General features: G+C 45.7%; 20 protein-coding genes and 1 tRNA gene. 11 read left to right on the forward strand and 10 right to left on the reverse strand.

What is annotated here, in order from left to right; all coding sequences use genetic code 11:
- Positions 1-23: 23 nt before the first annotated feature.
- From QUA10_RS21000 to QUA10_RS21010, 3 genes are all read right to left on the reverse strand, one after another.
- A complete protein-coding gene (locus QUA10_RS21000; RefSeq protein WP_333084542.1) occupies positions 24-914 on the reverse strand; it encodes a hypothetical protein in 891 nt (296 codons plus the stop codon).
- Positions 892-5,196, reverse strand: a complete 4,305-nt coding sequence (locus QUA10_RS21005; RefSeq protein WP_333084543.1) for an AAA domain-containing protein — start codon at positions 5,194-5,196, stop codon at positions 892-894. The genes QUA10_RS21000 and QUA10_RS21005 overlap by 23 nt, the downstream gene beginning before the upstream one ends.
- 183 nt (positions 5,197-5,379) lie before the next feature.
- Positions 5,380-5,452: transfer RNA gene (locus QUA10_RS21010), tRNA-His, on the reverse strand.
- Between the two features lie 623 nt (positions 5,453-6,075).
- Between QUA10_RS21010 and QUA10_RS21015 the strand changes: the two genes are divergently transcribed.
- The 4 genes from QUA10_RS21015 to cobA all read left to right on the forward strand — a co-directional run bounded on the left by QUA10_RS21015 (position 6,076) and on the right by cobA (position 10,317).
- Complete coding sequence (locus QUA10_RS21015; protein WP_333084544.1) at positions 6,076-7,614, forward strand: serine/threonine-protein kinase; 1,539 nt, start codon at positions 6,076-6,078, stop codon at positions 7,612-7,614.
- 196 nt (positions 7,615-7,810) lie between these two features.
- Complete coding sequence (locus tag QUA10_RS21020; protein ID WP_333084545.1) at positions 7,811-8,494, forward strand: manganese catalase family protein; 684 nt, start codon at positions 7,811-7,813, stop codon at positions 8,492-8,494.
- A gap of 204 nt (positions 8,495-8,698) precedes the next feature.
- Complete coding sequence (locus QUA10_RS21025; protein ID WP_333084546.1) at positions 8,699-9,475, forward strand: sirohydrochlorin chelatase; 777 nt, start codon at positions 8,699-8,701, stop codon at positions 9,473-9,475.
- Positions 9,472-10,317 (forward strand): uroporphyrinogen-III C-methyltransferase, encoded by an 846-nt coding sequence (gene cobA, locus QUA10_RS21030; RefSeq protein ID WP_333084548.1) that lies wholly within the window; start codon positions 9,472-9,474, stop codon positions 10,315-10,317. The genes QUA10_RS21025 and cobA overlap by 4 nt, the downstream gene beginning before the upstream one ends.
- 130 nt (positions 10,318-10,447) lie before the next feature.
- On the opposite strand, the gene QUA10_RS21035 is transcribed toward cobA, so the two are convergent.
- The 7 genes from QUA10_RS21035 to QUA10_RS21065 all read right to left on the reverse strand — a co-directional run bounded on the left by QUA10_RS21035 (position 10,448) and on the right by QUA10_RS21065 (position 15,312).
- Positions 10,448-12,703 carry a transglycosylase domain-containing protein gene (locus QUA10_RS21035; protein ID WP_333084549.1) on the reverse strand — a complete coding sequence of 752 codons (2,256 nt, stop codon included), beginning with the start codon at positions 12,701-12,703 and terminating at the stop codon, positions 10,448-10,450.
- Positions 12,704-13,186: 483 nt separating this feature from the next.
- Positions 13,187-13,309: a photosystem II reaction center protein J gene (locus QUA10_RS21040; RefSeq protein WP_006635506.1), complete on the reverse strand. Its 123-nt coding sequence runs from the start codon at positions 13,307-13,309 to the stop codon at positions 13,187-13,189.
- Between the two features lie 72 nt (positions 13,310-13,381).
- A complete protein-coding gene (locus QUA10_RS21045) occupies positions 13,382-13,504 on the reverse strand; it encodes a photosystem II reaction center protein L (RefSeq protein WP_015176850.1) in 123 nt (40 codons plus the stop codon).
- A 9-nt stretch (positions 13,505-13,513) separates the two neighbouring features.
- Positions 13,514-13,651, reverse strand: a complete 138-nt coding sequence (gene psbF / locus QUA10_RS21050; RefSeq protein WP_006635504.1) for a cytochrome b559 subunit beta — start codon at positions 13,649-13,651, stop codon at positions 13,514-13,516.
- A 20-nt stretch (positions 13,652-13,671) separates the two neighbouring features.
- Positions 13,672-13,920: a cytochrome b559 subunit alpha gene (psbE, locus tag QUA10_RS21055; protein ID WP_006635503.1), complete on the reverse strand. Its 249-nt coding sequence runs from the start codon at positions 13,918-13,920 to the stop codon at positions 13,672-13,674.
- Between the two features lie 56 nt (positions 13,921-13,976).
- The gene (locus tag QUA10_RS21060; protein ID WP_333042721.1) at positions 13,977-14,990 is read right to left on the reverse strand and encodes a photosynthesis system II assembly factor Ycf48; all 1,014 of its coding nucleotides are present in this window, start codon (positions 14,988-14,990) and stop codon (positions 13,977-13,979) included.
- Positions 14,977-15,312, reverse strand: coding sequence for a rubredoxin (locus QUA10_RS21065; RefSeq protein ID WP_333084551.1), 336 nt, complete (start codon positions 15,310-15,312; stop codon positions 14,977-14,979). The genes QUA10_RS21060 and QUA10_RS21065 overlap by 14 nt, the downstream gene beginning before the upstream one ends.
- Positions 15,313-15,474: 162 nt before the next feature.
- Here QUA10_RS21065 and ndhC point away from each other — a divergent pair, with 162 nt between their 5' ends.
- The 7 genes from ndhC to QUA10_RS21100 all read left to right on the forward strand — a co-directional run bounded on the left by ndhC (position 15,475) and on the right by QUA10_RS21100 (position 19,877).
- Positions 15,475-15,837 (forward strand): photosynthetic/respiratory NAD(P)H-quinone oxidoreductase subunit C, encoded by a 363-nt coding sequence (ndhC, locus tag QUA10_RS21070; RefSeq protein ID WP_006635500.1) that lies wholly within the window; start codon positions 15,475-15,477, stop codon positions 15,835-15,837.
- Positions 15,828-16,553 (forward strand): photosynthetic/respiratory NAD(P)H-quinone oxidoreductase subunit K, encoded by a 726-nt coding sequence (gene ndhK, locus QUA10_RS21075; protein WP_333084553.1) that lies wholly within the window; start codon positions 15,828-15,830, stop codon positions 16,551-16,553. Before ndhC ends, ndhK begins: the two co-directional genes overlap by 10 nt.
- Positions 16,546-17,049 (forward strand): NAD(P)H-quinone oxidoreductase subunit J, encoded by a 504-nt coding sequence (locus tag QUA10_RS21080; RefSeq protein ID WP_333084555.1) that lies wholly within the window; start codon positions 16,546-16,548, stop codon positions 17,047-17,049. Before ndhK ends, QUA10_RS21080 begins: the two co-directional genes overlap by 8 nt.
- 147 nt (positions 17,050-17,196) lie before the next feature.
- A complete protein-coding gene (locus QUA10_RS21085) occupies positions 17,197-17,529 on the forward strand; it encodes a DUF6883 domain-containing protein (protein WP_333084557.1) in 333 nt (110 codons plus the stop codon).
- A gap of 18 nt (positions 17,530-17,547) precedes the next feature.
- Positions 17,548-17,796 (forward strand): DUF4926 domain-containing protein, encoded by a 249-nt coding sequence (locus QUA10_RS21090; protein ID WP_333084558.1) that lies wholly within the window; start codon positions 17,548-17,550, stop codon positions 17,794-17,796.
- A 132-nt stretch (positions 17,797-17,928) separates the two neighbouring features.
- Positions 17,929-18,591, forward strand: a complete 663-nt coding sequence (locus tag QUA10_RS21095) for a restriction endonuclease (protein WP_333084559.1) — start codon at positions 17,929-17,931, stop codon at positions 18,589-18,591.
- Positions 18,588-19,877: a class I SAM-dependent methyltransferase gene (locus QUA10_RS21100; protein ID WP_333084560.1), complete on the forward strand. Its 1,290-nt coding sequence runs from the start codon at positions 18,588-18,590 to the stop codon at positions 19,875-19,877. The genes QUA10_RS21095 and QUA10_RS21100 overlap by 4 nt, the downstream gene beginning before the upstream one ends.
- The last annotated feature ends 55 nt before the right edge of the window (positions 19,878-19,932 follow it).

Here is a 19,932-nt window from a genome sequence, read left to right on the forward strand (position 1 = left end):
CGCAATCAGGACTTTAGTCCTCATCATATCGTTTTCTTGTGTTTCTTGTTAGATGGCTTTTTAGGAGTTTTCTGGACGGGGATTGTCTCGGATTCTTGCTGTGCGATGTCGGGGGTTAATTTGCACAAGTCATTTAAGGAAAGTTTTTGCTTAGATTCAAGTTCGTTTAGCAAGTTTGATGCTGTTTCTAGTATTTGTTTTCCCTGTCTGACTTGAATAGTAGTTTTATTTTCGATCGCATCTAGCAACACAAAAATCGAGACTGTTTGCCAAATATCTAAATCGTCGCCGACGACATCGCAAGCAGAGACAATTTTGCCGTTTTGTGGGGCGTGAATTCCTAAGCCGGAATCTTGAATTAACGGCTGGATTTCTGCTAGACTTAAATTCGCAAGGTCGCTAATTTTATGTTCGAGGGATACTAAATCGGCTAAATCGGGTAAGTTGACCGATTCTGCGACTAAAGGATCAAATTTAAAGGTAAGAGTTTGATTCAGCGGATCGGAAATGGCGTAAATTGATTGAATTTGCGATCGACTAACTGCACCTTTCTCGAAAAAATCTCTACCTTGCGGGGCGATCGCAATTTGCCAATTTTCAGCCACCTCCAAGCTTTCCAAACTAACCAGAGTCGCCGCCGTAGTCTTCACAAAAATCTCGTCTAACCCCAGCAAATCCGCCAATTCCTTCAAAGTAGGCGCAGGTTCAAACTCAACGCCCGCCCGCAAAATAAACTCTTCCAATACGTTAAACTCGCGCGGTTCGCTAATCGCCACCTCCAGCGGAGTTTGGCGGATTGCAAAGCGGAATTGACGCGCCGCCAACACTGACAAACCCGGATTTTGTTGCTCAATTTCTTCGGCTAGCGAACTTAAATTCGAGTCTATTGGTTTAGTTGAGGACGCTAGAAACATCTACAAAACCTCCGCAGTGACGCACCGTTTTTGAAACTTCCTGATACATTTTTCCCACTGTACCTGTTTGTTGGGTAAATAAATCGTGGCAGCCGACAACTACCAGCAATTCTTGAGCGCGGGAAAATGCCACATTCACCCGTTCCGGTTCCTTAGCAAATCCAATATCGCCCCTAACATTATTGCACACGGTGCTGACAATAATTACAGGTCTTTCCATGCCTTGAAATATGTCAACCGTCCCAGTGCGGATGCTCAAAGCAGGGAATCTTTCGCCTTCGATTCTGTCTTTAATTGCATTTAATTGAGCAGCATAAAAAGTGATAATTCCGATTTCTTTCGGCGGTTCACCGTCAGCAACTTTGGGCTGCCAAGCTGTGTCCATTTGTTCGCACAAGCGCTCGATCGCGTCAATCTCCTTGACATTCAACCGCGAAGTACCCTGTTTTTCCTCTTCAAATCCTTGTCCGATGGGCGTTTTCACCCACAGAATGTGATTATTTTCTTGAATGATTCTACCTGCCAGGTTGTGCGCGCGCTTTGTGTCAGCTTCCTGAATGCCACAGTTGAGTTTTTGCTGGTAAAACTGATTGATTGCGCCCATGATTTGTGGGTGCATTCGATACTGAGTTGTCAGCATTTTTTTGATGCTGTCGCTGGCATTTTCAAACAAAACTTTGAACAGCGATTCTTTTATGAAGCTAAGTTCGTCTCCGGTACAGCCGATGTCTTCGGCAATATCGTCGATCGTACTTTGATTAAACATTGGTGGCAATTGCCTGTGATCGCCCACTAATACTAACTTTCTGCCCTTCAAAGCGGGAATTAATAACTCTGGGGGAGTGCATTTGCTAACTTCGTCAATGATGACTGCATCAAAGCTTGGAAAGTTTTTAGTAAAATCGAAGCTAGCAGCTTGCACGCAAGTAATGCCGATGACGTTGGCATTGTCAATATAAATTTGCTTTAAATCGTTGCGGTCTTTTTCTGATGGATTGCGAAGTTTTTGAATCCAATCTGTCACAAACTTTTGAGAACGATTGAGGGCTGTTTCTTCTTGTTCTAATTTCCGCTCCCAAGTTTTGAATAAACGCTTAATTTTGTTTAAAAAAGCTACGGTGAATAATCCTGTATTCGGAACTTCTGGCTGGTATTGAGTGGGGATAGTTTGCCATGCTGACTCCCACCAATTTCTCTCAACAAGTAATGCTGCTGTCGGTTGCTGCTGTTGCAGTTGAGCGGTAATTTCGCTCAATTCTGTTTGAAGTTCGGCGAGTTGCTGCTGCGAAGTTGCAGCCGCAATTTGCAGCGGGGATAAATGCTCGTCAAGAGTGTTTTTGATTGTCTCCAAAACCCCAAAAGGGTCTAGATCGGCAATGGATTTTTTAAGCTGAATCGCGCTTGCTTTCCAAGCATCAACTTGCTTGAGAAACTGCTGCGGTTGCTCCCAAATATTCGATTTTTGGGCGAGATATTGTTCGGCTAAAATCCGCAGCTTTTCAGGGGCGTTTGGCTGTTGGACAATTGCTTGCAACAAATTAGTAACTTCGCTAATTTTTAAGTTAGCCTCTTGCTGCGCTGTTTCTACCTGAAGTTTAGCGGCGGAGATTTGCTGCTGGTTCAATGTTTGACCGATTTTATCTAATAACTGTTGCTGTTTGATAAGCTGCTGTTCGGTTTCGGTTTTCAGGGGAACCACGCACTGACGGGCATTTGCGAGGATACTGTGCAGCAATTCTTTGACTAGGCGATCGAAGGTAGACTGGATATGATTTGGGTGCAATGATTCACTATAAAATTGTTGAATCCTAGCTAAGAAAGTGGCGGCTTTTTCGATGATGAATTTGCGCTGACTTTGGCTGACTTGGGAATAGCTGGCGAAGTCTTTGGCGAGTTGTTGCCACTGTGTACGATCGCCCGCAGAGAGCACGATCGGCGTTTGACTCAAATTTAGGTGCAGAAACTCGCTAAACCGGAACTGTTGCCCTTGTATGTCCTTAAAACCTGCGCTTTCTTCGTGGGATATCGCCTTTTGCAACCGATCCAAATCGGGCAAATTGATTTTGCATTTCGGGGGAATGATCGGCAATTTGAGCGATCGGGCAATTTTCAGCAATCCTGGCGGCAATCCTACCATATCATCCGTGAGCATTGCGCCCGTTTCCCAGCAAGATTTCACGACTTCATAAAGTCCCGTATCTGCCGTCTCAATCCACTGTGCAACGGCGACGACAACGGCTGCAATTTCCGCTTTTCGCAGTTCCAAATTCTTGATTTTCTGTTCGAGATTGTGGCGGTGTGTCTGATTTTGCCGATCGCCCAATTCGAGTTGATTCACAGCCTCAGACATCTGCCGCGACACCCGCAGCGATTCCGCAACCGCCGACATAGCGCGACAAACATCATCAGCGCGATCGAATGCCGTCTTAAATTCCGATATTTGCGCTGCTACAGTTTCCTGCAGCCAAACCCCAATCCCAAACGCGCCGCAAGCAGGGCGATCGAAGCCTATTTGAGTAGCATTGCTAGCGGCAATCCGAACATTGGCCATAAAGTTTTCTACTAAAACATTACCTTCTGAATAAGGTTTTAGTCGGGGCATAAACTCGGCAACTTCTGGAGATTCCCAGTTGACATTCGGCGCATCCAGCAAATTTACTAGCCCACTAACTAGAGATTCAATCTCGTTTTTTTTGGTTACAATCCGTTCATAATCTGCTGTTTGCTGGCTGCACTTTTCCTCAATATTTGCTTGACTGTCGTGCAGGTGTTTTAGTTCATTAAAAAAATCTCTCTCGGCGGCACAGTACGCTGTAAATCGCTCGGATTCTGCCACCAACTGCCGCAAAGATTTGACATTAGTCAGGCGCTGCGAGAGCTTTTCTTCGCAGTCAGTCGCAGTATTTTGCAGCCAAGTGCCGATCGCATTTTCCTCTAAAAACGGCTGCCCTTCTTCCTGCACCTTATGAGCTTTTCCCTTCCGCAAAGCCCGAATCGCCGGATTGTGCACTAACCGACTCAAAGCATTGTCTACAGCCAAATTTGCTTGCGAAGCAATGAGCGTTTTGCCGCCCTGACGGGCAATTTGATAGCAAATCTCCGCAATCACAGTCGTTTTGCCCGTTCCCGGCGGCCCTTGAATCAAAATTAAATCCCGCGCCGAAAGCACCGTTTCTACGGCGGCAAGTTGGTCGTCATTAGCATTGCGATTTAATAAGTTTTCCCGATCCAATTTAATGAGTTTTTCGGGCAGTCTCGCCTGAGAAGAGTCGAATAAAAACTCACTCAAATAAGGATTTTGAGCGCGACCATCTGTCAGCATTTTTAAAGCTTTCTTCTTGCGTTCGATCTGACTGATATCGCCCGCCGCCTCAAAATATAAGAATCCTTGTTTGGGCAGTTGATATCTGCCGCCCGCCATGCGAACTCCTAAATCAACATCTAACTTAATCCGTAATTTACCATGTTCAAAGTCAATTTCAGCGATGCTACCCAAGGTCTCTCCATCGCGGCTGCTTCTGCTTCCGGGCGGCGAATCAAACAGAATAATTTCTTCATTTCTGGCTTTTTTCAGCCGGTCGCGAAAGTCGCCCAATTCTAAGGGATTTTCCTCATAGCCGTCAAGAGTTGCGGAATTGCGATCGATTTCAAAAGTGACGATTTTGAAGCCGGAACCGTAATTATGACCGCGAAAAGGTACGCAAAATTGACGCGCTTCCGCGATGCGTTTTTCCACATTTAAAAAAGTGTGCCAAACTTTTAGTTGTTCGGTAGTTGGTATGTGTCTGTTGTCCCAAAATGGCATTTGTTGGACGCGGGCGATCGACTTTACAGGAATTGGCGATCGACTGTTAGCCAAAAGTCGCAACTGAACCGGCAAAGCATACCCATCTTTCCTCCCTCTGGGAACCGCCACCAAACCAGCATCCAGCAGTTTTAAACCGCCGATTCCGTCTTCACAGCGTACAGTTGCTAACAACCGCAAAGTGCGATCGGCTTTTTGCAACAATTGGGGTAATTCAAAATCATCTCCATCCGTAGCAAGCAGCAATTCCCAGATTTCTTCTTCAGAAAATCTCTCATTTACCTTTTGGCGACGGACGTAGAAAAGATTGTGGGATTTGCCAGCTATCTCCGACATCAGAATTTCCGCACGTTCTCTGCATTCCCAATCGCAATATTTCCCTAAAGCCGCTTCTCCCTCTATATCCCGAATAAACTTATTAATTGTGCGATCGCCACTAAATTTATATCCCCAATCTTCTGTTACTAAAGATGGCATATTTTGATTTTAGATTTTAGATTTTAGATTTTAGATTGGATTTAAGATTAGCACATCGGAACTTGTGCCGACAGAACCGCGACATCCCAAAAAAAATTAAGGTGTGCATTGCACACCCTACGACCAATCACAAATTACCGTACAGGCGACGGGCGATCGTATTAAACATTTGAGAATCAAAAGGGCGAACGATGGGACTTGAACCCACGAATGGTGGTACCACAAACCACTGCCTTAACCACTTGGCTACGCTCGCCGTATCAGTTTTAACTATAGCATCAGATCTCAGCACAAGTCTAGGGGTAAGGCAAAAATATTTTGAAATATTTTTGAGCGTCCCTGAACCGGACAGATCTATTGTGCCTTAAATTCCAGGCACAGTAAGAGTTTAGCACAATTTTCGCTCTGTGCGATCGCACAGGGCGATCGGCAATTATCTCGCCCCCAGCACTCATGCGGCGTGGGTTCGGCAGATCTGGCAGCGTCCCGATTCGATCCAGCGCATTAAAATAGCCTTATCAGCCCAGGCGCATCTACATTTTACAGTCCTGTTTGATAAAACTCACCTCTGGCACCATTTTTAAGAACAGGCAAGATGCCTGTTCCACAAAGAAGGAATTTATTTTAGGGTGGACTCTTCTAGCCCGCCCCTAAAAGCCTTATTGAGAATGGTGCAACATCTCAAATGAAATGCTTGTGGGGTTTCCCGCCCGCCCGAAAAATGCAACACAAGAAGCGGGACAGCTTATCCCACACCGCATGAGTTATCAACCATCCTTCTTCTCTCTCTTCTCTCTTCCCTTTTCCTTCGCGCAGCTTCGCATTTTCGCGGTTCGTTTAAAAAAAAGTCTTGTCCGCAATATAAAATCTAAAATCAATATGAGCTACTGTGTGAACCCTGAATGTCAAAATCCTCAAAACTCCAACGCCGCACAATTTTGCTTAAACTGCGGCTTTAACCTGGTGCTGAGACAGCGATATCGCCCGATTGAACTTTTAGGTAGAGGCGGATTTGGTAAAACTTTCCTAGCAATTGATGAAGACATCCCATCTCTACCCCCCTGTGCAGTCAAGCAATTTTATTTTTACGACCGCGACCCCGAAATTTTCAACAAAGCCGTTGAATTATTTCGGCAAGAAGGCGTCCGTTTAGACGAACTAGGAAAACACCCGCAAATCCCTACATTATTAGCCTGCTTTGAACAAGAAGGTCATATTTATTTAGTTCAAGAGTTTATAGAGGGATCGACTCTTAAACAAGAATTAGACAAGAGTGTATACGATGAAGAGCAAATTTGGCAACTGCTGCAAGACTTATTGCCCGTGCTGCAATTTATCCACGACAAGCGCATCATTCACCGCGACATCAAACCTGAAAATATTATCCGCCGACAGTCAGACAACAAACTCGTATTGATCGATTTCGGCATTGCCAAACTGCTGACTGATTCAGCTATGCTTCGTCCAGCAACGGTCATCGGCAGTCAAGATTATGTAGCTCCCGAACAAATGCGCGGCAAAGTATTTCCTGCTAGCGACCTTTACAGTTTAGGTGTTACTTGCATTCGCCTAATGACGCAAGTTCCTCCCTTGGATATGTACGACTGCGACAACGAGCGCTGGTGGTGGCGCGAGTTTCTACCCAAAGCCACGAGTCTTAGCGACGAGTTAGGTGAAATTTTAGATAAATTGCTGCAAACTCGTCTCACTCAGCGGTACAGTTTTGCTGCGGAAGTTTTGCAAGATATCCAAGCAGCTTTAGATATTCGCCATCAAAATTTGCTTTCGCCCGAACAGCCGATGATCGCTCCTACTCTTAATAATAGCGATAACTCAATCAATATCACCGCGCTACCAACTCCTGATTCTCCACTTTTACCGACCAATGCCGTCCCCAATTCAGCAGAAAATTTTTCCTTATCTGTTACTTCAAATACTTCAAATATCGAACGCACCATAATTTCTGCACGGGGAGTTGATTATACCAAACTGCGAGATTTTTTGTCACACAAAAAGTGGAAAGAAGCAGATCGCGAAACTTGGGGCTTGATGTGTCAATCTCTTTCCCAGCCACCGGGAACTCAGCTAGAAATTAGCCAAATTTACCAGCTCCCCTGCGAAGATTTGCAAACACTCGATCGCCTTTGGTTGCGCTACAGTCAAGGTCGGTTTGGCTTCAGCGTCCAAAAGCAGATTTATGAAAGCGTTAAGGGAGACTATATCAGATTTTGCGATCGGGTTAACTGGCAAACCTACAATTCTGCTACTACTTTAGGGCAGATTAAATTTAGTCAGCAAGCACCACTCGGACACCTCCCCTCTCGCAGTTGGGTTGGTGGCATTCAGTGGCTGCGGCATCTCGATGCTATGTCTGCAAAATTAACCGAGTGCGACAATAATCCTGCTCCTAAATTGTAATTTGGTCTACCGACTCACTAAGTAAAATTTCATATTTAAACTCTACCTGAAAGCAGAGAAATTTGTCTCGTTAGATGTAACTAGCGACCGAGGTTCGGTGCGATCGCTTGTCGCACAATGGATTGTGAAGGTGAACACAGCTACAAGTCTGCAATCGTCAGACTGTAACAATAGAATTAAAGAGAGGTATCGATCCATGTTTTTTCACAAAAAGCAATTAATGGCTGCGGTGACTGTAGACCAACCCAACCCCCGTTTTGCCCAATTGCTGCTAGAACAGTTTGGCGGAGCAACCGGAGAACTGACAGCAGCTCTGCAATACTGGGTGCAGTCCTTTCACTGTGAAGATGCAGGGATTAAGGATATGCTCCAAGATATTGCAATAGAAGAATTCAGCCACTTAGAAATGGTGGGCCAACTCATAGAAATGCACACCAAAAACGTTGACCAAACAGAAGCTTACAAAAGCACTTTGTTTGCGGTGCGTGGCGTAGGCCCACACTTGTTGGACAGCCAAGGTCAAGCTTGGACGGCAGCTTATGTCAACGAAGGCGGCGATGTGGTGCGCGATTTGCGTGCTAATATCGGTGCGGAAGCAGGAGCCCGCCAAACCTACGAAGAGTTGATTAAACTAGCACCGGATATGGGAACGAAAAAGACGTTGCAGTTTCTGCTGACTCGCGAAATTTCTCACACTCAAATGTTCATGAAAGCTCTGGAAGCGCTGGGCAAACTCACCGATCCGATGTTCGGCAATATTCCGCCAGATTCCACTGTGGATCTCTACTTTAACTTGTCCACAAATGGCAAGGATGAACGCGGGCCGTGGAACTCGGAACCTACTTTCCAATACATTGCCGATCCCGCTCCCAAAGCTTAATTTGATAGTTGTGTAACCTGGGTGCCGAGTGAAGATTTAAGCTCAGTGTTAAGTAATTTTTAAGCCGCGCACCTTCTTTTGTAAGGTGTGCGGCTTAGAAACTTTAAGCCCAGTGTTGAGTAATTTTTAAGCCGCGCACCCTAGGATATCGAAGTTTTGTGTTGAGTAATTTTTAAGTCACGCGCCCTAGGGTGTTATAATTATTTGAAATTCCGATCGAACCTTAACATCCTATCTATATTGAAATTGCGATCGACCTATTTATTAGTTTCTCACGGCAGCCGCGACCCCAGACCCCAACAAGCTTTGGAAAACCTAGGTCAACTGCTGTCTCAAAATTTGGCTGACTCGTTCCCCGCAGTAGCAACCGCCACCTTAGAACTCGGGCCCGCACCGCTGCACGAACAAATTTGCAGTTTTGGCGAACGTACCCTGTCGCTGGGACTGACAGAATTGCAAATACTGCCTGTATTTTTATTGCCGGGAGTTCACGTCGCCGAAGACATACCGGCAGAGGTGGAAATTGCCCAAAAAACTTTTGGTGACAAGCTAAAAATTGCATTGTGCCCGCATTTAGGTTCCCAGGAAGCAGGCTTAACAAAATTGGTGAAAAGTCAGATGGAAGAGGTGACTTTTCTCCCCAATCTGCTATTGCCAAAATGGATTTTATTATCTCACGGCAGCCGTCGCCCCGGAGGTAACTCGATTGTTGAGGAAATCGCTAGCAAACTCGGTGCGCTGACAGCGTATTGGTCAGTAAAGCCGAGTTTGGAAGAGCAAATTGAGAGTTTGGTTCGTGGTGGACAGCAGCAAATAGGAATTGTGCCATACTTCTTATTTAATGGAGGAATTACAGATGCGATCGCCAAAAATGTCGCACAGCTAAAGCAGCAATTTCCTACGGCGGAACTTCATCTCGCAAATCCTCTAGGCGCAAGTGTACAATTAGCAGACTTAATTGGGAATTTAATTCAAAAATGAACCCCAGAGGCACAGAAGAGGTAAAGGAAGCAAGAAAAATGTCTTTAGGAAAAGTGTATTTAGTAGGTGCGGGGCCCGGAGATCCGGGTTTGATGACCTTGAAGGGAAAAGCTTTGTTAGAGTGTGCGGATGTGGTGATTTATGACGCTTTAGTCAGCCCTCAAATTTTGGCATCAATCAACCCCCAAGCAGAACGAATTGATGCCGGAAAACGCAAAGGGCGTCACTCGTTAATGCAGGACGAAACCACTCAGTTAATGATAGAAAAAGCTGGAGATAATGCGATCGTAGTTCGTCTCAAAGGCGGCGATCCTTTTATCTTCGGCCGCGGCGGCGAAGAAATGGAAGAGTTGGTAAAAGCTGGAGTGTCAGTAGAAGTCGTCCCCGGCGTAACTTCTGGGATTGCGGCCCCTGCTTATGCGGGAATTCCTTTAACACATCGATCGTACAGTTCCTCTGTCACCTTTGTCACCGGTCACGAATCAGCGGGAAAATATCGACCGGAGGTAAATTGGCAGGCGATCGCCCGTGGCTCGGAAACCATTGTAGTATACATGGGAATCCACAATTTGCCTTACATTATCGGTCAGTTAACAGCAGCCCAATTGAGTGCAGAAACGCCCATAGCCTTAGTGCGCTGGGGAACGCGGCCGGAACAAGAAGAATTGATCGGGACTTTGGGTACAATTGTAGAGCAAGTTGAGGCGATCGGATTTGCAGCACCTGCGATCGCGGTAATCGGAAATGTTGTCAATTTGCACTCGATATTGTCTGGCTGTCGGCCATATCAGACGGCGGTTGAAACCGCACCTACACAAACGATGTCCGCCTCCGCGGGCTGAAGAAAATAAATTAATTTTAACCGTCTTTGTCTTCAACCCGCGGATGCGGGTTTTGTCTGTGTAGACGCGGTTTCAACCGCCGTCTCTTCTTCGTATAGACGCGGTTTCAACCCCCGCATCTTCTTCTCATTCAACGCGCCACCTGCCGCATATACTCCCCCCACAACTGAGCGGCATTTGCACTACCTCCGGCAGTCGGAGAATTATCATCATTTCCCAACCAAACTCCTGTCACCAGTTGCTGACTCGGAATATAACCGACAAACCACAAATCTCTATTATCATTAGTCGTGCCTGTTTTTCCAGCTTCTCCCAAGCCCAAAGCAGCACTGCTACCCGTACCTCCCCGCACCACACCTTGCAGCATATCAGTCATCGTATCCGCTACTGCTTCAGAAACTAACTGCCGATTGGCAATGCCATCTTTTTGATACTCATAAATCACCCGGCAACTGTTAAAATCATTTCGATCTTTGCAATCGCTGCTGTCAATAATTCGCTTAATTACGTGGGGGCGATTTCCTAAACCCCGATTGGCCAAAACCCCGAAAGCACCCGTTAATTGCAACACATTAACTTCACTTTCACCTAATACTAAACCCGGATTAGAACGCAGTTCAGAAGTAATCCCCAAACGCCTAGCCATTTGCACTACATTGTCTAAACCGACATCTTGTTGTGCTATTCGCAAAGCAATTGCATTTTCCGACAATGCCAAGCCGCGATACATATCAGTATTACCGCTGGTTCTTTCGCAACCACTATAACTTTGTCCTCCCCAGGAAAGGGGAGCGCAAGAATAAGTTTTATCGGGTGAGATTCCCCGTTCCAGGGCGGCTGCATAGGTGAAAATCTTAAATGTAGAACCAGGCTGTCTCAAAGCTTGAGTAGCCCGATTAAACTGACTTTTCAAGTAATCTACGCCCCCAACTAAAGCTAAGACTTCCCCGGTTGTACTATTGAGAGTTACCACGGCTCCTTGAGAAAAGCCAGCACTTGCTCCGGCATTTTCAACAGCATTTCTGAGGGAAGCTTCAGCCACTTTTTGCAGGCCGGGATTCAAACCTGTTTCTACAATGAAATTGCCTTCTCTGGCTAACTGCTCCCCCAGCAAAAACTCCAATTCGTCAAATACATAACTGTAGAAATAAGGAGCGATCGTACTTTGAAGATATTGGCGTGCTTTGGGATTGATCTCAATTCGCGATCGCCTTGCGCGATCGGCTTCTTCCTGAGAAACCGTCCCCAGTGCCCGCATCCGTTCGATCACTCGATCGCGATACTGCACCGCCAACTGATAATTTTGAATCGGATTAAAACTGTTGGGAGCAGGCAAAATCCCTGCCAAAGTTGCCGCCTCTGATAAAGTTAAATCCCTCGCCGACTTCCCAAAATAAAACCGAGCCGCATCTTCAAAACCGTAAAGGTCAATCCCCAAAAACACCCGATTTAAATAAGTCAGCAACAGCTCATCTTTGCTGTAATAATTCTCCAGTTTCAACGCCACTACAGCTTCCCGCAACTTGCGTCCCGCCGAATCTTGAGTGCCCACATAATCTCGAAACAAACTCCTCGCTAACTGCTGCGTCACAGTGCTGCCGCCTTCGCGAATTCCTCCCCCGCGAACATTGGTCAAAAGCGCGCGCAAAACTCCGATCGGATCTACTCCCAAATGCCAATTGTAGCGACTGTCTTCCGAAGCAAGTACCGCCTTGGATAAATAGGGCGAAAAATCCTGTAATTGCTTTAATTCTAAGTGAGCGTTGTTCTGAGGAGGACGCAGGGGAGTTTGCCCATCGCGCGCGTAAACAATCACGGGGCCATTGATACTTCTTGGCAGAGGCCGCACTTGAAACTTTGTCGATTCCATGCCTACCAACACGGCAATCAAAGCGGTGATTCCACTGACGCTGTAAAAGCTGTAACGCACAAGTTGCAAATACCAAGGCGGCGGATATACGTACTGAATTCTGACAGCGGCGGCTAGTTCCGGCGGCCCTAAAGTGAACACGTCTCCGTGACGCAGGGACATACTTTTAACTCGCCTTTTGCCATTGTAAATGCCGTTTGTGGAGTCTTCATCTTTGATGACAAAAGGAGTCCGCCGCCGAGTATCGCGCGACAGGGATAAGTGTACGTGACTGACAACTGGATTGCGAACTACTATATCTGAAGATTTGGACGATCGACCTAACAAATATCGATCGCCCAACAGCGGATAAACCTCAGCTTTAGCTGCACCGGCATCCTGTACCCACAATTCGGGTACTTTGGCATTAGGTTTCAGCGCTAGCTGGTTAAAATTAACCTTAGCAATAGTCTGGACTGCTTGGGTAATCGCACCCAAGATGGTTTGAGGTTTGCGGGGCGGCGGCGGTGGGGTCATATTTCGCTGTGCACTACGATCGAGCGATCGGCTCTTGCACCATTCTACTCGCAACTTTTGGCTAATTTCACGATCGGCTCACACTCTCTTAGCGATCATCGGCTAATGGCGATCGATTTTGGGGTTATTGGTGAACCCGCAATGCCAGCAGTTGATTGAGCAAATCTCCACCCAACCACCAAAAATCCCCATCTGACAACGCCGGATTAAATTCTCATATCAACTCCGCTAGCATCGGAATTGTAAAATCGAATTAACAGTCAATACTCAACTATCATTCAGTTTTTCGACCCCGAGTTAACACTCAACACTCAACACTCAACACTCAACAATAATTCCGGTGCCACCGGAACTTATATCATAAACTGGCCAAAAAATTCACACTATCGATAACAGTTATCCCCGATTTACCAACACAATTCGCATAATTAAAACCCCCCTTTTTCAAGGGGGGTTTACAGCCGAAAATCAGCTTGATTCTCCTTACATCGAAGAACCCAAACCGGCATAAGCACCGTAGAAGAAAAGACTCACAATGCTGAGAACACCGAGGCCTGCAACAGTAGCTACCAGCCACAAAGGAATTCTGCCACTTTCACTAAACATAGCCATCACCTCACTAATTTACAGCTAAACAAATTCGACGATCGAACTATCGAAAGCAAACTCAGACACCAGTTAATTAAAGAAATAACTGGAAAACAAAATACCCAAAACAAAAATCAGCAACAAACCCAAATACAAAGAAGTCCGGTTTAACTCAACAGGCTGCTCGTTGGGATTAGGAACGCGCTCAGGCATTGTAAACTCCTATCGTTGAATAAATTGCATTGCTGCGATCGCGCCCAAAAAGAAAATTGTTGGGACACCTAAAGTATGAACTGCCAACCAGCGCACCGTAAAAATCGGATACGAAATTGGCTCATTATTTGGGGTTCTGCTCGTCATTTTTCCAAATCCTTGTTAAATTACTTGGCAATGAACTGATCTACTTGTTTCTTAGCTTCAAAGCGATCCGAAATAATCGGCACTTCTTCCCGCTGCGGTGTGAAATACTGGTTAGGGCGAGGAGTTCCGAAAGCATCGTAAGCCAAACCCGTTTGCACAAACAGCCATCCAGCAATAAACAAAGCCGGAATGGTGATGCTGTGAATTACCCAATAACGGATACTTGTAATAATGTCCCCAAACGGACGTTCTCCAGTTGTACCAGCCATTTAGAATCCTCCTTTCAACAACAAATTGACAGACAATCTCTATTACTATTCTACTATCAAGCAGCTTGCGCTGAACCTTGATATTTAAGTAGAGTACCGCTCGCGCCGATCACAAATCCGCGATCGGGGCCCATAAAGACAATCCTGTAAAAATTAGCGGGAACATCTTCTACTTCGCGGTCTTTTAGCCAAGTTTTCCCGCCGTCCAAACTGCACAGCAAATTGCCGCCGCCACCGGCTACCCAAACTTCATTATCAGTCCGGTAAGCCATGTCCAGCAAACCCCAACTCGCCTTGCGATCGGGAAAAAACGGTTTTCCCCAACCTTCAGGATTGGACGGGTCGCTAAACTGAATCTGACCGCCGCGGGCGAGCATCCACAAACGCCCATCCTTGGTAAAGCCCATATTTTGCAAGCGGCGAGAACTATTGCGGTTGTGAGGTTCCCAAGCTTCTTGTCCTGGTTTCCACACCGAGTAGAAATTGCCCTTCGAGGAAACCGCAACATACTGCCCGTCTTCAGAACGGTTGATATTGCGAACTACCCCAAAAGAATCCTGCACGACAGCTTTCCAATTTTTGCCGCCGTCGGAAGTCCGGTAAATCGCCCCGACATCGGTGGTCATCTCGGCGGAATTCGGGCCCAAAGCCGCGATCGTACTCGGAGAACCGGGCAACTGAGAGCTCAAAGCAATCCGCGTCCAAGACTTGCCCTCATCGTTCGTGTGGAGCAAAACAGAAGGCTGGCCGACAATCCAGCCTTCTGAACCGGAAAAACTCACCGACGCAAAACGCGACCTCGGATCGTCGATATCCAGTGCTATAGGCTTCCAGCTAGTGCCACCGTCAAGGGTTTCGAGCAGAGTCGCCTCAGAACCCACAACCCAGCCGTGCTGAGGATTGCCCGTAAAGGCAATATCCTGCAAATTAGCTTCCGTCGGCAAGGAAATCACTTGCCAGGGGTTGTAACTCACAGAACCGATGGTGCTGCAACTCGTACAGATGAGCGCAGCCGCCAATAACATTACAATTCGTTGCCAAAATCTCACAATCGTTTTACTGCAAACCATACATACTAAGTAACAACAAGAAACCAACGACCAAGCCGCCAAAAATCAGCAAACTTTTCTGACCTTCGGTCATGCCGTTGACACCGACACCGTAGCGCTGATTTGCCTTAAATCCCGATACCCCTTCCTGCTGACCGAGATTTTGAAACACCGACTTGCGCGCCCCGCAAACGGGACAGACCCAAGTTTGGGGCAAATCTTCAAAAGCCGTGCCAGAGGCAATGTCATTTTTAGGATTCCCTTTTTTCGGATCGTAGACGTAGCCGCAGGCGCGGCACTCGTGCCGATCGAGGGTTTTGGTTTCAGTGGCTCGATCGCTCATAGCTCAAAAAGAGTAGGTAAGCTAATCTTAAAATATACATTAAAAATTATTGCAGAAGATGGAGGATTAATCTCAACTAACTCGTAATTTTAGCTACCCAAAATCTATATAATGTAACAGACAAGTTACAGAACCCTTTCACCTAGGCAGTAATTATTCACCGTGTTTGCACTCAGCGGCTACGAGTATTTCTTAGGCTTCCTGTTAATTTCCAGCCTAGTCCCTATCCTCGCCCTCACGGCGTCTAAGGTACTGCGGCCTAAAAGTCGTCCCTACGACCGACGCACTACCTACGAATCTGGCGTCGAGCCGATCGGCGGAGCCTGGATTCAGTTCAACATCAGATATTATATGTTCGCGCTAGTCTTCGTCATCTTCGACGTAGAGACCGTCTTCCTCTATCCTTGGGCGGTTGCTTTCAACCAGCTAGGACTGTTGGCTTTCATCGAAGCCTTGTTTTTTATCACGATCCTCGTTATTGCTCTTGTCTATGCATGGCGCAAAGGAGCCTTGGAATGGTCTTAAGTTCTGACAAATCACAAAAACCTCTAATTGTCAACCCCGCTATTCGCCCAGAAGTCACATCCGAATTATCAGAGAATGTCATCCTAACTACGGTTGATGACCTCTACAATTGGGCGAGACTTTCGAGCCTGTGGCCGCTGCTTTACGGTACCGCTTGCTGCTTCATCGAATTTGCAGCTTTGATCGGATCGCGCTTTGACTTCGACAGATTCGGCTTAGTACCGCGATCGAGTCCCCGGCAAGCCGACCTGATCATCACCGCCGGCACAATTACCATGAAGTACGCCCCCATCTTGGTGCGGCTGTACGAACAAATGCCGGAACCCAAATACGTGATCGCGATGGGTGCTTGCACCATCACCGGCGGAATGTTCAGCGTAGACTCCACGACAGCAGTCAGAGGCGTTGACAAACTGATTCCCGTAGACGTGTACATCCCCGGCTGTCCCCCTCGCCCAGAAGCGATTATTGACGCAATTATCAAACTGCGGAAAAAAATCGCCAACGATTCCATGCAAGAACGGGCCAATTTGCTGCCAACCCACCGCTACTACACCAGACCCCACAAAATGAAAGTAGTAGACGACATTTTGGACGGCAAATACTTGTCAGTTCCCGGCCGGATGGCGCCACCGAAAGAATTGACCGAAGCAATGGGAATGCCAGTACCGCCGGCTTTGCTTGCAGGACAAAAACAGGAGGTAAACCGTGGCTGAGACAGAAACCTCAATTGTTGAAGCCGGGAAGGTTTCCCAGTGGTTGACTCAGAATGGCTTTGAACACGAAGCTTTAGCGGCCGATAATTTGGGCGTGGAGATATTAAAGGTCGATCGAGACTTCTTAATTCCGATGTCAACAGCACTGTATGCCTACGGGTTTAATTATATGCAGTGCCAGTGCGCCTACGACCAAGGGCCGGGAGAAGATTTAGTCAGCGTCTACCACTTGGCTAAGTTGACAGATAATGCTTCCCATCCCGAAGAAGTGCGCGTCAAAGTATTCATTCCCCGCGAAGATCCGAGAGTACCATCAGTCTACTGGATTTGGAAAGCGGCCGACTTTCAAGAGCGGGAATCCTACGATATGTACGGCATTGTCTACGAAGGACATCCAAATCTGAAACGGATTTTGATGAACGAAGATTGGGTAGGCTGGCCGCTGCGGAAAGATTACATTTCCCCTGATTTCTACGAACTGCAAGACGCTTATTAAGTGAGTTTTGCGAGGGCGGGTTTAGAACATAAAATTTGACTTTTGCAGTTGAGTTTTATGTGAAACTCGCCCTCTATTTTTTAGCTACTTAGGATTTTTTAACCAGAGATACACGCACACTGGCTACGACAACTTTTCAGCTTTTCTATGCTCATTCCAAATGCAAAAAATGCAGTTGTTGATATTCGTAAACTTCGTGACTACTGCCTCAATCCAGAACACGACGATGGCAAACACAAAGCGCGACTTTTTTCATCAATACTGGGGATGACACCTGACAATGCTGAGGAATTGCGCCAAATTTTGCTGGAAGTCATTCAAACTCACGAAGCTCAGTTAGGTAGGCGGGATGGGTTCGGGCAACGCTACACCCTAGATTTCACGATTGAATGGCAAAATAGAAGTGCAACCCTTCGGAGTGGCTGGGTTATTGAGCATGATTCCGAGATTCCGAGATTAACAACCTGCTATCCTCTGTAATGTCTGGAGGTAATAAGAGTGACAAAGAATACAATTAAATTACTAGATGTCGTTGCCTTAACCGTTGACATTCCTGAATACAATCTGTGGCGCGGACAAGTAGGGACTGTGGTTGAACTGTTGGCTGATGGTGCAGCGTTTGAGGTGGAATTTAGCGATCGCAACGGACGCACTTATGAATCTGTCGGGCTGCATCCAGAGCAAATCATGGTGTTGTACTTTGAGCCAGCATCACCGGATCGCAAACCCGAAATGGTTACAGCATAAGCGGCACAATAACTTGCGGACTTTATAAAAAATTGGATTTCAGGTTGATAAGTGAAATAGCTAATAAACCTGCGATCTTTAATGATACCGTTTAATGGGTCAGCAAATTAAATAATCTGGTGGTTCATCAAAATGACCACTCTGACCGCAGAAATCCTTTGTTATGAGGCGGCAATATTTTCCGCAGCAGAGTCTCAACACCCAGAACCTCTGCTTTACGGCATCACAGACGGAAAGGCTATTGGGACATATTTGGAGCAAAATTTCAGACTCTATCTCAAGCAGCGATATGAATTTATAGATGGTAATTCAGCAAGCGGCATCGATTTCCCAGGGATATTAGTTGACGTGAAGGTAACAAGCATTAGGCAACCGCAGTCGTCATGTCCTTTCAAATCTGCAAGGCAAAAGATTTTTGGGCTGGGATATTCATTGATTATCTTTGTTTACGAAAAGACAGACAACAGTACCATCCGAAGTGCAACACTGAATATTTTGCATACAATTTACGTGAGTGCGGAAAGAACAGCAGATTTTCAAATGACCCGTGGAATTCGCAATATTTTAGACAATGAAGGCAATAAAGATGATTTGCTTGCTTTCATGTTTGACAAAAATTTACCTGTTGACGAAATTGAAGCAGCTAACATTGCCGACGAAATACTGAGAAACCCACCCTTGCAAGGTTTTTTGACCATTTCTAATGCGTTGCAATGGCGACTTCAGTATGGAAGAGTCATTGAGCGTGCTGGACAACAGGAAGGTGTCATCGCAGTTTATCAATCTAACCGATGAGTTCCAACGATCGCAAAACCAAACTAGAATACGGGGATTTTCAGACACCGCTGGAATTAGCCGAGATGGTGTGTCGGAAATTGATACAACTTGATGTTAACCCCAAAGTCATCATTGAGCCAACTTGCGGGATAGGTAATTTCATTAAAGCTGCTGCAAATTCGTTTCCATCGGCCAGCAAGATTATCGGGGTTGAAATCAATCAAAGTTATTTAACAGAAATCAGACTAAATAAGCAATTATTGCAGGATGAGAAATGCGAGATATTTCATGGCAATTTCTTTCAATTTGATTGGGAATCGTTAGTTAATCAATACACAGATAGACTGCTTATACTTGGCAACTTTCCTTGGGTGACAAACTCACAACAAGGAACTATTAGTAGCGACAATTTACCTAAAAAAAACAACTTTCAAAAGCACGGTGGCTTAGATGCTCTCACAGGTAAGAGTAACTTTGATATCTCAGAATGGATGCTGATTCAGACGGTGCAATGGCTGCAAAATCGCGATGCGGATCTGGCAATGCTTTGCAAAACTTCCACTGCTAGAAAGTTATTGAGTTACATTCACTCAAAAAAACTTAATCTCACTAGCTGTGCAACTTACACAATAGATGCTAAAAAGTATTTTGGTGCAAATGTGGATGCGTGTTTGTTATACTGCAAGTTTGACTTAAGTTCACAAAACTACTTTTGCCATGTATTTAGCAGTTTACAAAGTTCTGACGGTCATCGAATCGGATATCACAACAATCTCCTGGTTAAAGATATAGATTCTTTCAATAAATTGAGTAATTTATATGCTGTAAATTCAGGAACGAAATGGCGATCGGGCGTCAAGCACGACTGTTCGGGCGTGATGGAGTTTCGGAAAATTGATAATTTGTTTGTCAATGGATTTGGGGAAGCTGTCGATCTTGAGGAAACTTATCTATTTCCGCTATTTAAAGGATCTGATGTTGCTCAAAATCGCATTAATGCTACCGATCGATATATCCTAGTTACTCAAAAGTTCATGGGTGAATCAACCGAAAATATCAAAACTATAGCTCCTAAAACCGGAATTTATCTAGAGAAGTGCGGTAAATATCTAGATAACCGCAAAAGCAAAATTTATCAAAATAACCCTCGATTTTCGGTTTTTGGAGTAGGCGATTATAGCTTCCAACCTTGGAAAATTGCGATTTGCGGGCTTTATAAAAAATTGGATTTTAGGTTAATCGGTGAAATAGGTAATAAACCTGCGATCTTTGATGATACTGTTTATACCAATTTCCTAAAATAGTGCTACAGTTAGTAGGTGTACCTTTGGTGAATTAGTACCCAAATATAAAGAATAA

This window comes from Microcoleus sp. Pol8_D6 (genome assembly GCF_036700965.1).
GTDB lineage: Bacteria > Cyanobacteriota > Cyanobacteriia > Cyanobacteriales > Microcoleaceae > Microcoleus.

Excerpts from the sequence above, each read along its gene's own strand:
- cobA (WP_333084548.1), top strand. The coding sequence starts at position 9,472 with ATGAACCCCAGAGGCACAGAAGAGGTAAAGGAAGCAAGAAAAATGTCT.
- ndhK (WP_333084553.1), top strand. The coding sequence starts at position 15,828 with ATGGTCTTAAGTTCTGACAAATCACAAAAACCTCTAATTGTCAACCCC.
- QUA10_RS21020 (WP_333084545.1), top strand. The coding sequence starts at position 7,811 with ATGTTTTTTCACAAAAAGCAATTAATGGCTGCGGTGACTGTAGACCAA.
- psbE (WP_006635503.1), bottom strand. The coding sequence starts at position 13,920 with ATGGCTGGTACAACTGGAGAACGTCCGTTTGGGGACATTATTACAAGT.
- QUA10_RS21045 (WP_015176850.1), bottom strand. The coding sequence starts at position 13,504 with ATGCCTGAGCGCGTTCCTAATCCCAACGAGCAGCCTGTTGAGTTAAAC.
- QUA10_RS21100 (WP_333084560.1), top strand. The coding sequence starts at position 18,588 with ATGAGTTCCAACGATCGCAAAACCAAACTAGAATACGGGGATTTTCAG.
- QUA10_RS21035 (WP_333084549.1), bottom strand. The coding sequence starts at position 12,703 with ATGACCCCACCGCCGCCGCCCCGCAAACCTCAAACCATCTTGGGTGCG.
- QUA10_RS21095 (WP_333084559.1), top strand. The coding sequence starts at position 17,929 with ATGACCACTCTGACCGCAGAAATCCTTTGTTATGAGGCGGCAATATTT.
- psbF (WP_006635504.1), bottom strand. The coding sequence starts at position 13,651 with ATGACGAGCAGAACCCCAAATAATGAGCCAATTTCGTATCCGATTTTT.
- QUA10_RS21065 (WP_333084551.1), bottom strand. The coding sequence starts at position 15,312 with ATGAGCGATCGAGCCACTGAAACCAAAACCCTCGATCGGCACGAGTGC.
- QUA10_RS21005 (WP_333084543.1), bottom strand. The coding sequence starts at position 5,196 with ATGCCATCTTTAGTAACAGAAGATTGGGGATATAAATTTAGTGGCGAT.
- QUA10_RS21040 (WP_006635506.1), bottom strand. The coding sequence starts at position 13,309 with ATGTTTAGTGAAAGTGGCAGAATTCCTTTGTGGCTGGTAGCTACTGTT.
- QUA10_RS21015 (WP_333084544.1), top strand. The coding sequence starts at position 6,076 with ATGAGCTACTGTGTGAACCCTGAATGTCAAAATCCTCAAAACTCCAAC.
- QUA10_RS21085 (WP_333084557.1), top strand. The coding sequence starts at position 17,197 with ATGCTCATTCCAAATGCAAAAAATGCAGTTGTTGATATTCGTAAACTT.
- QUA10_RS21060 (WP_333042721.1), bottom strand. The coding sequence starts at position 14,990 with ATGGTTTGCAGTAAAACGATTGTGAGATTTTGGCAACGAATTGTAATG.
- QUA10_RS21000 (WP_333084542.1), bottom strand. The coding sequence starts at position 914 with ATGTTTCTAGCGTCCTCAACTAAACCAATAGACTCGAATTTAAGTTCG.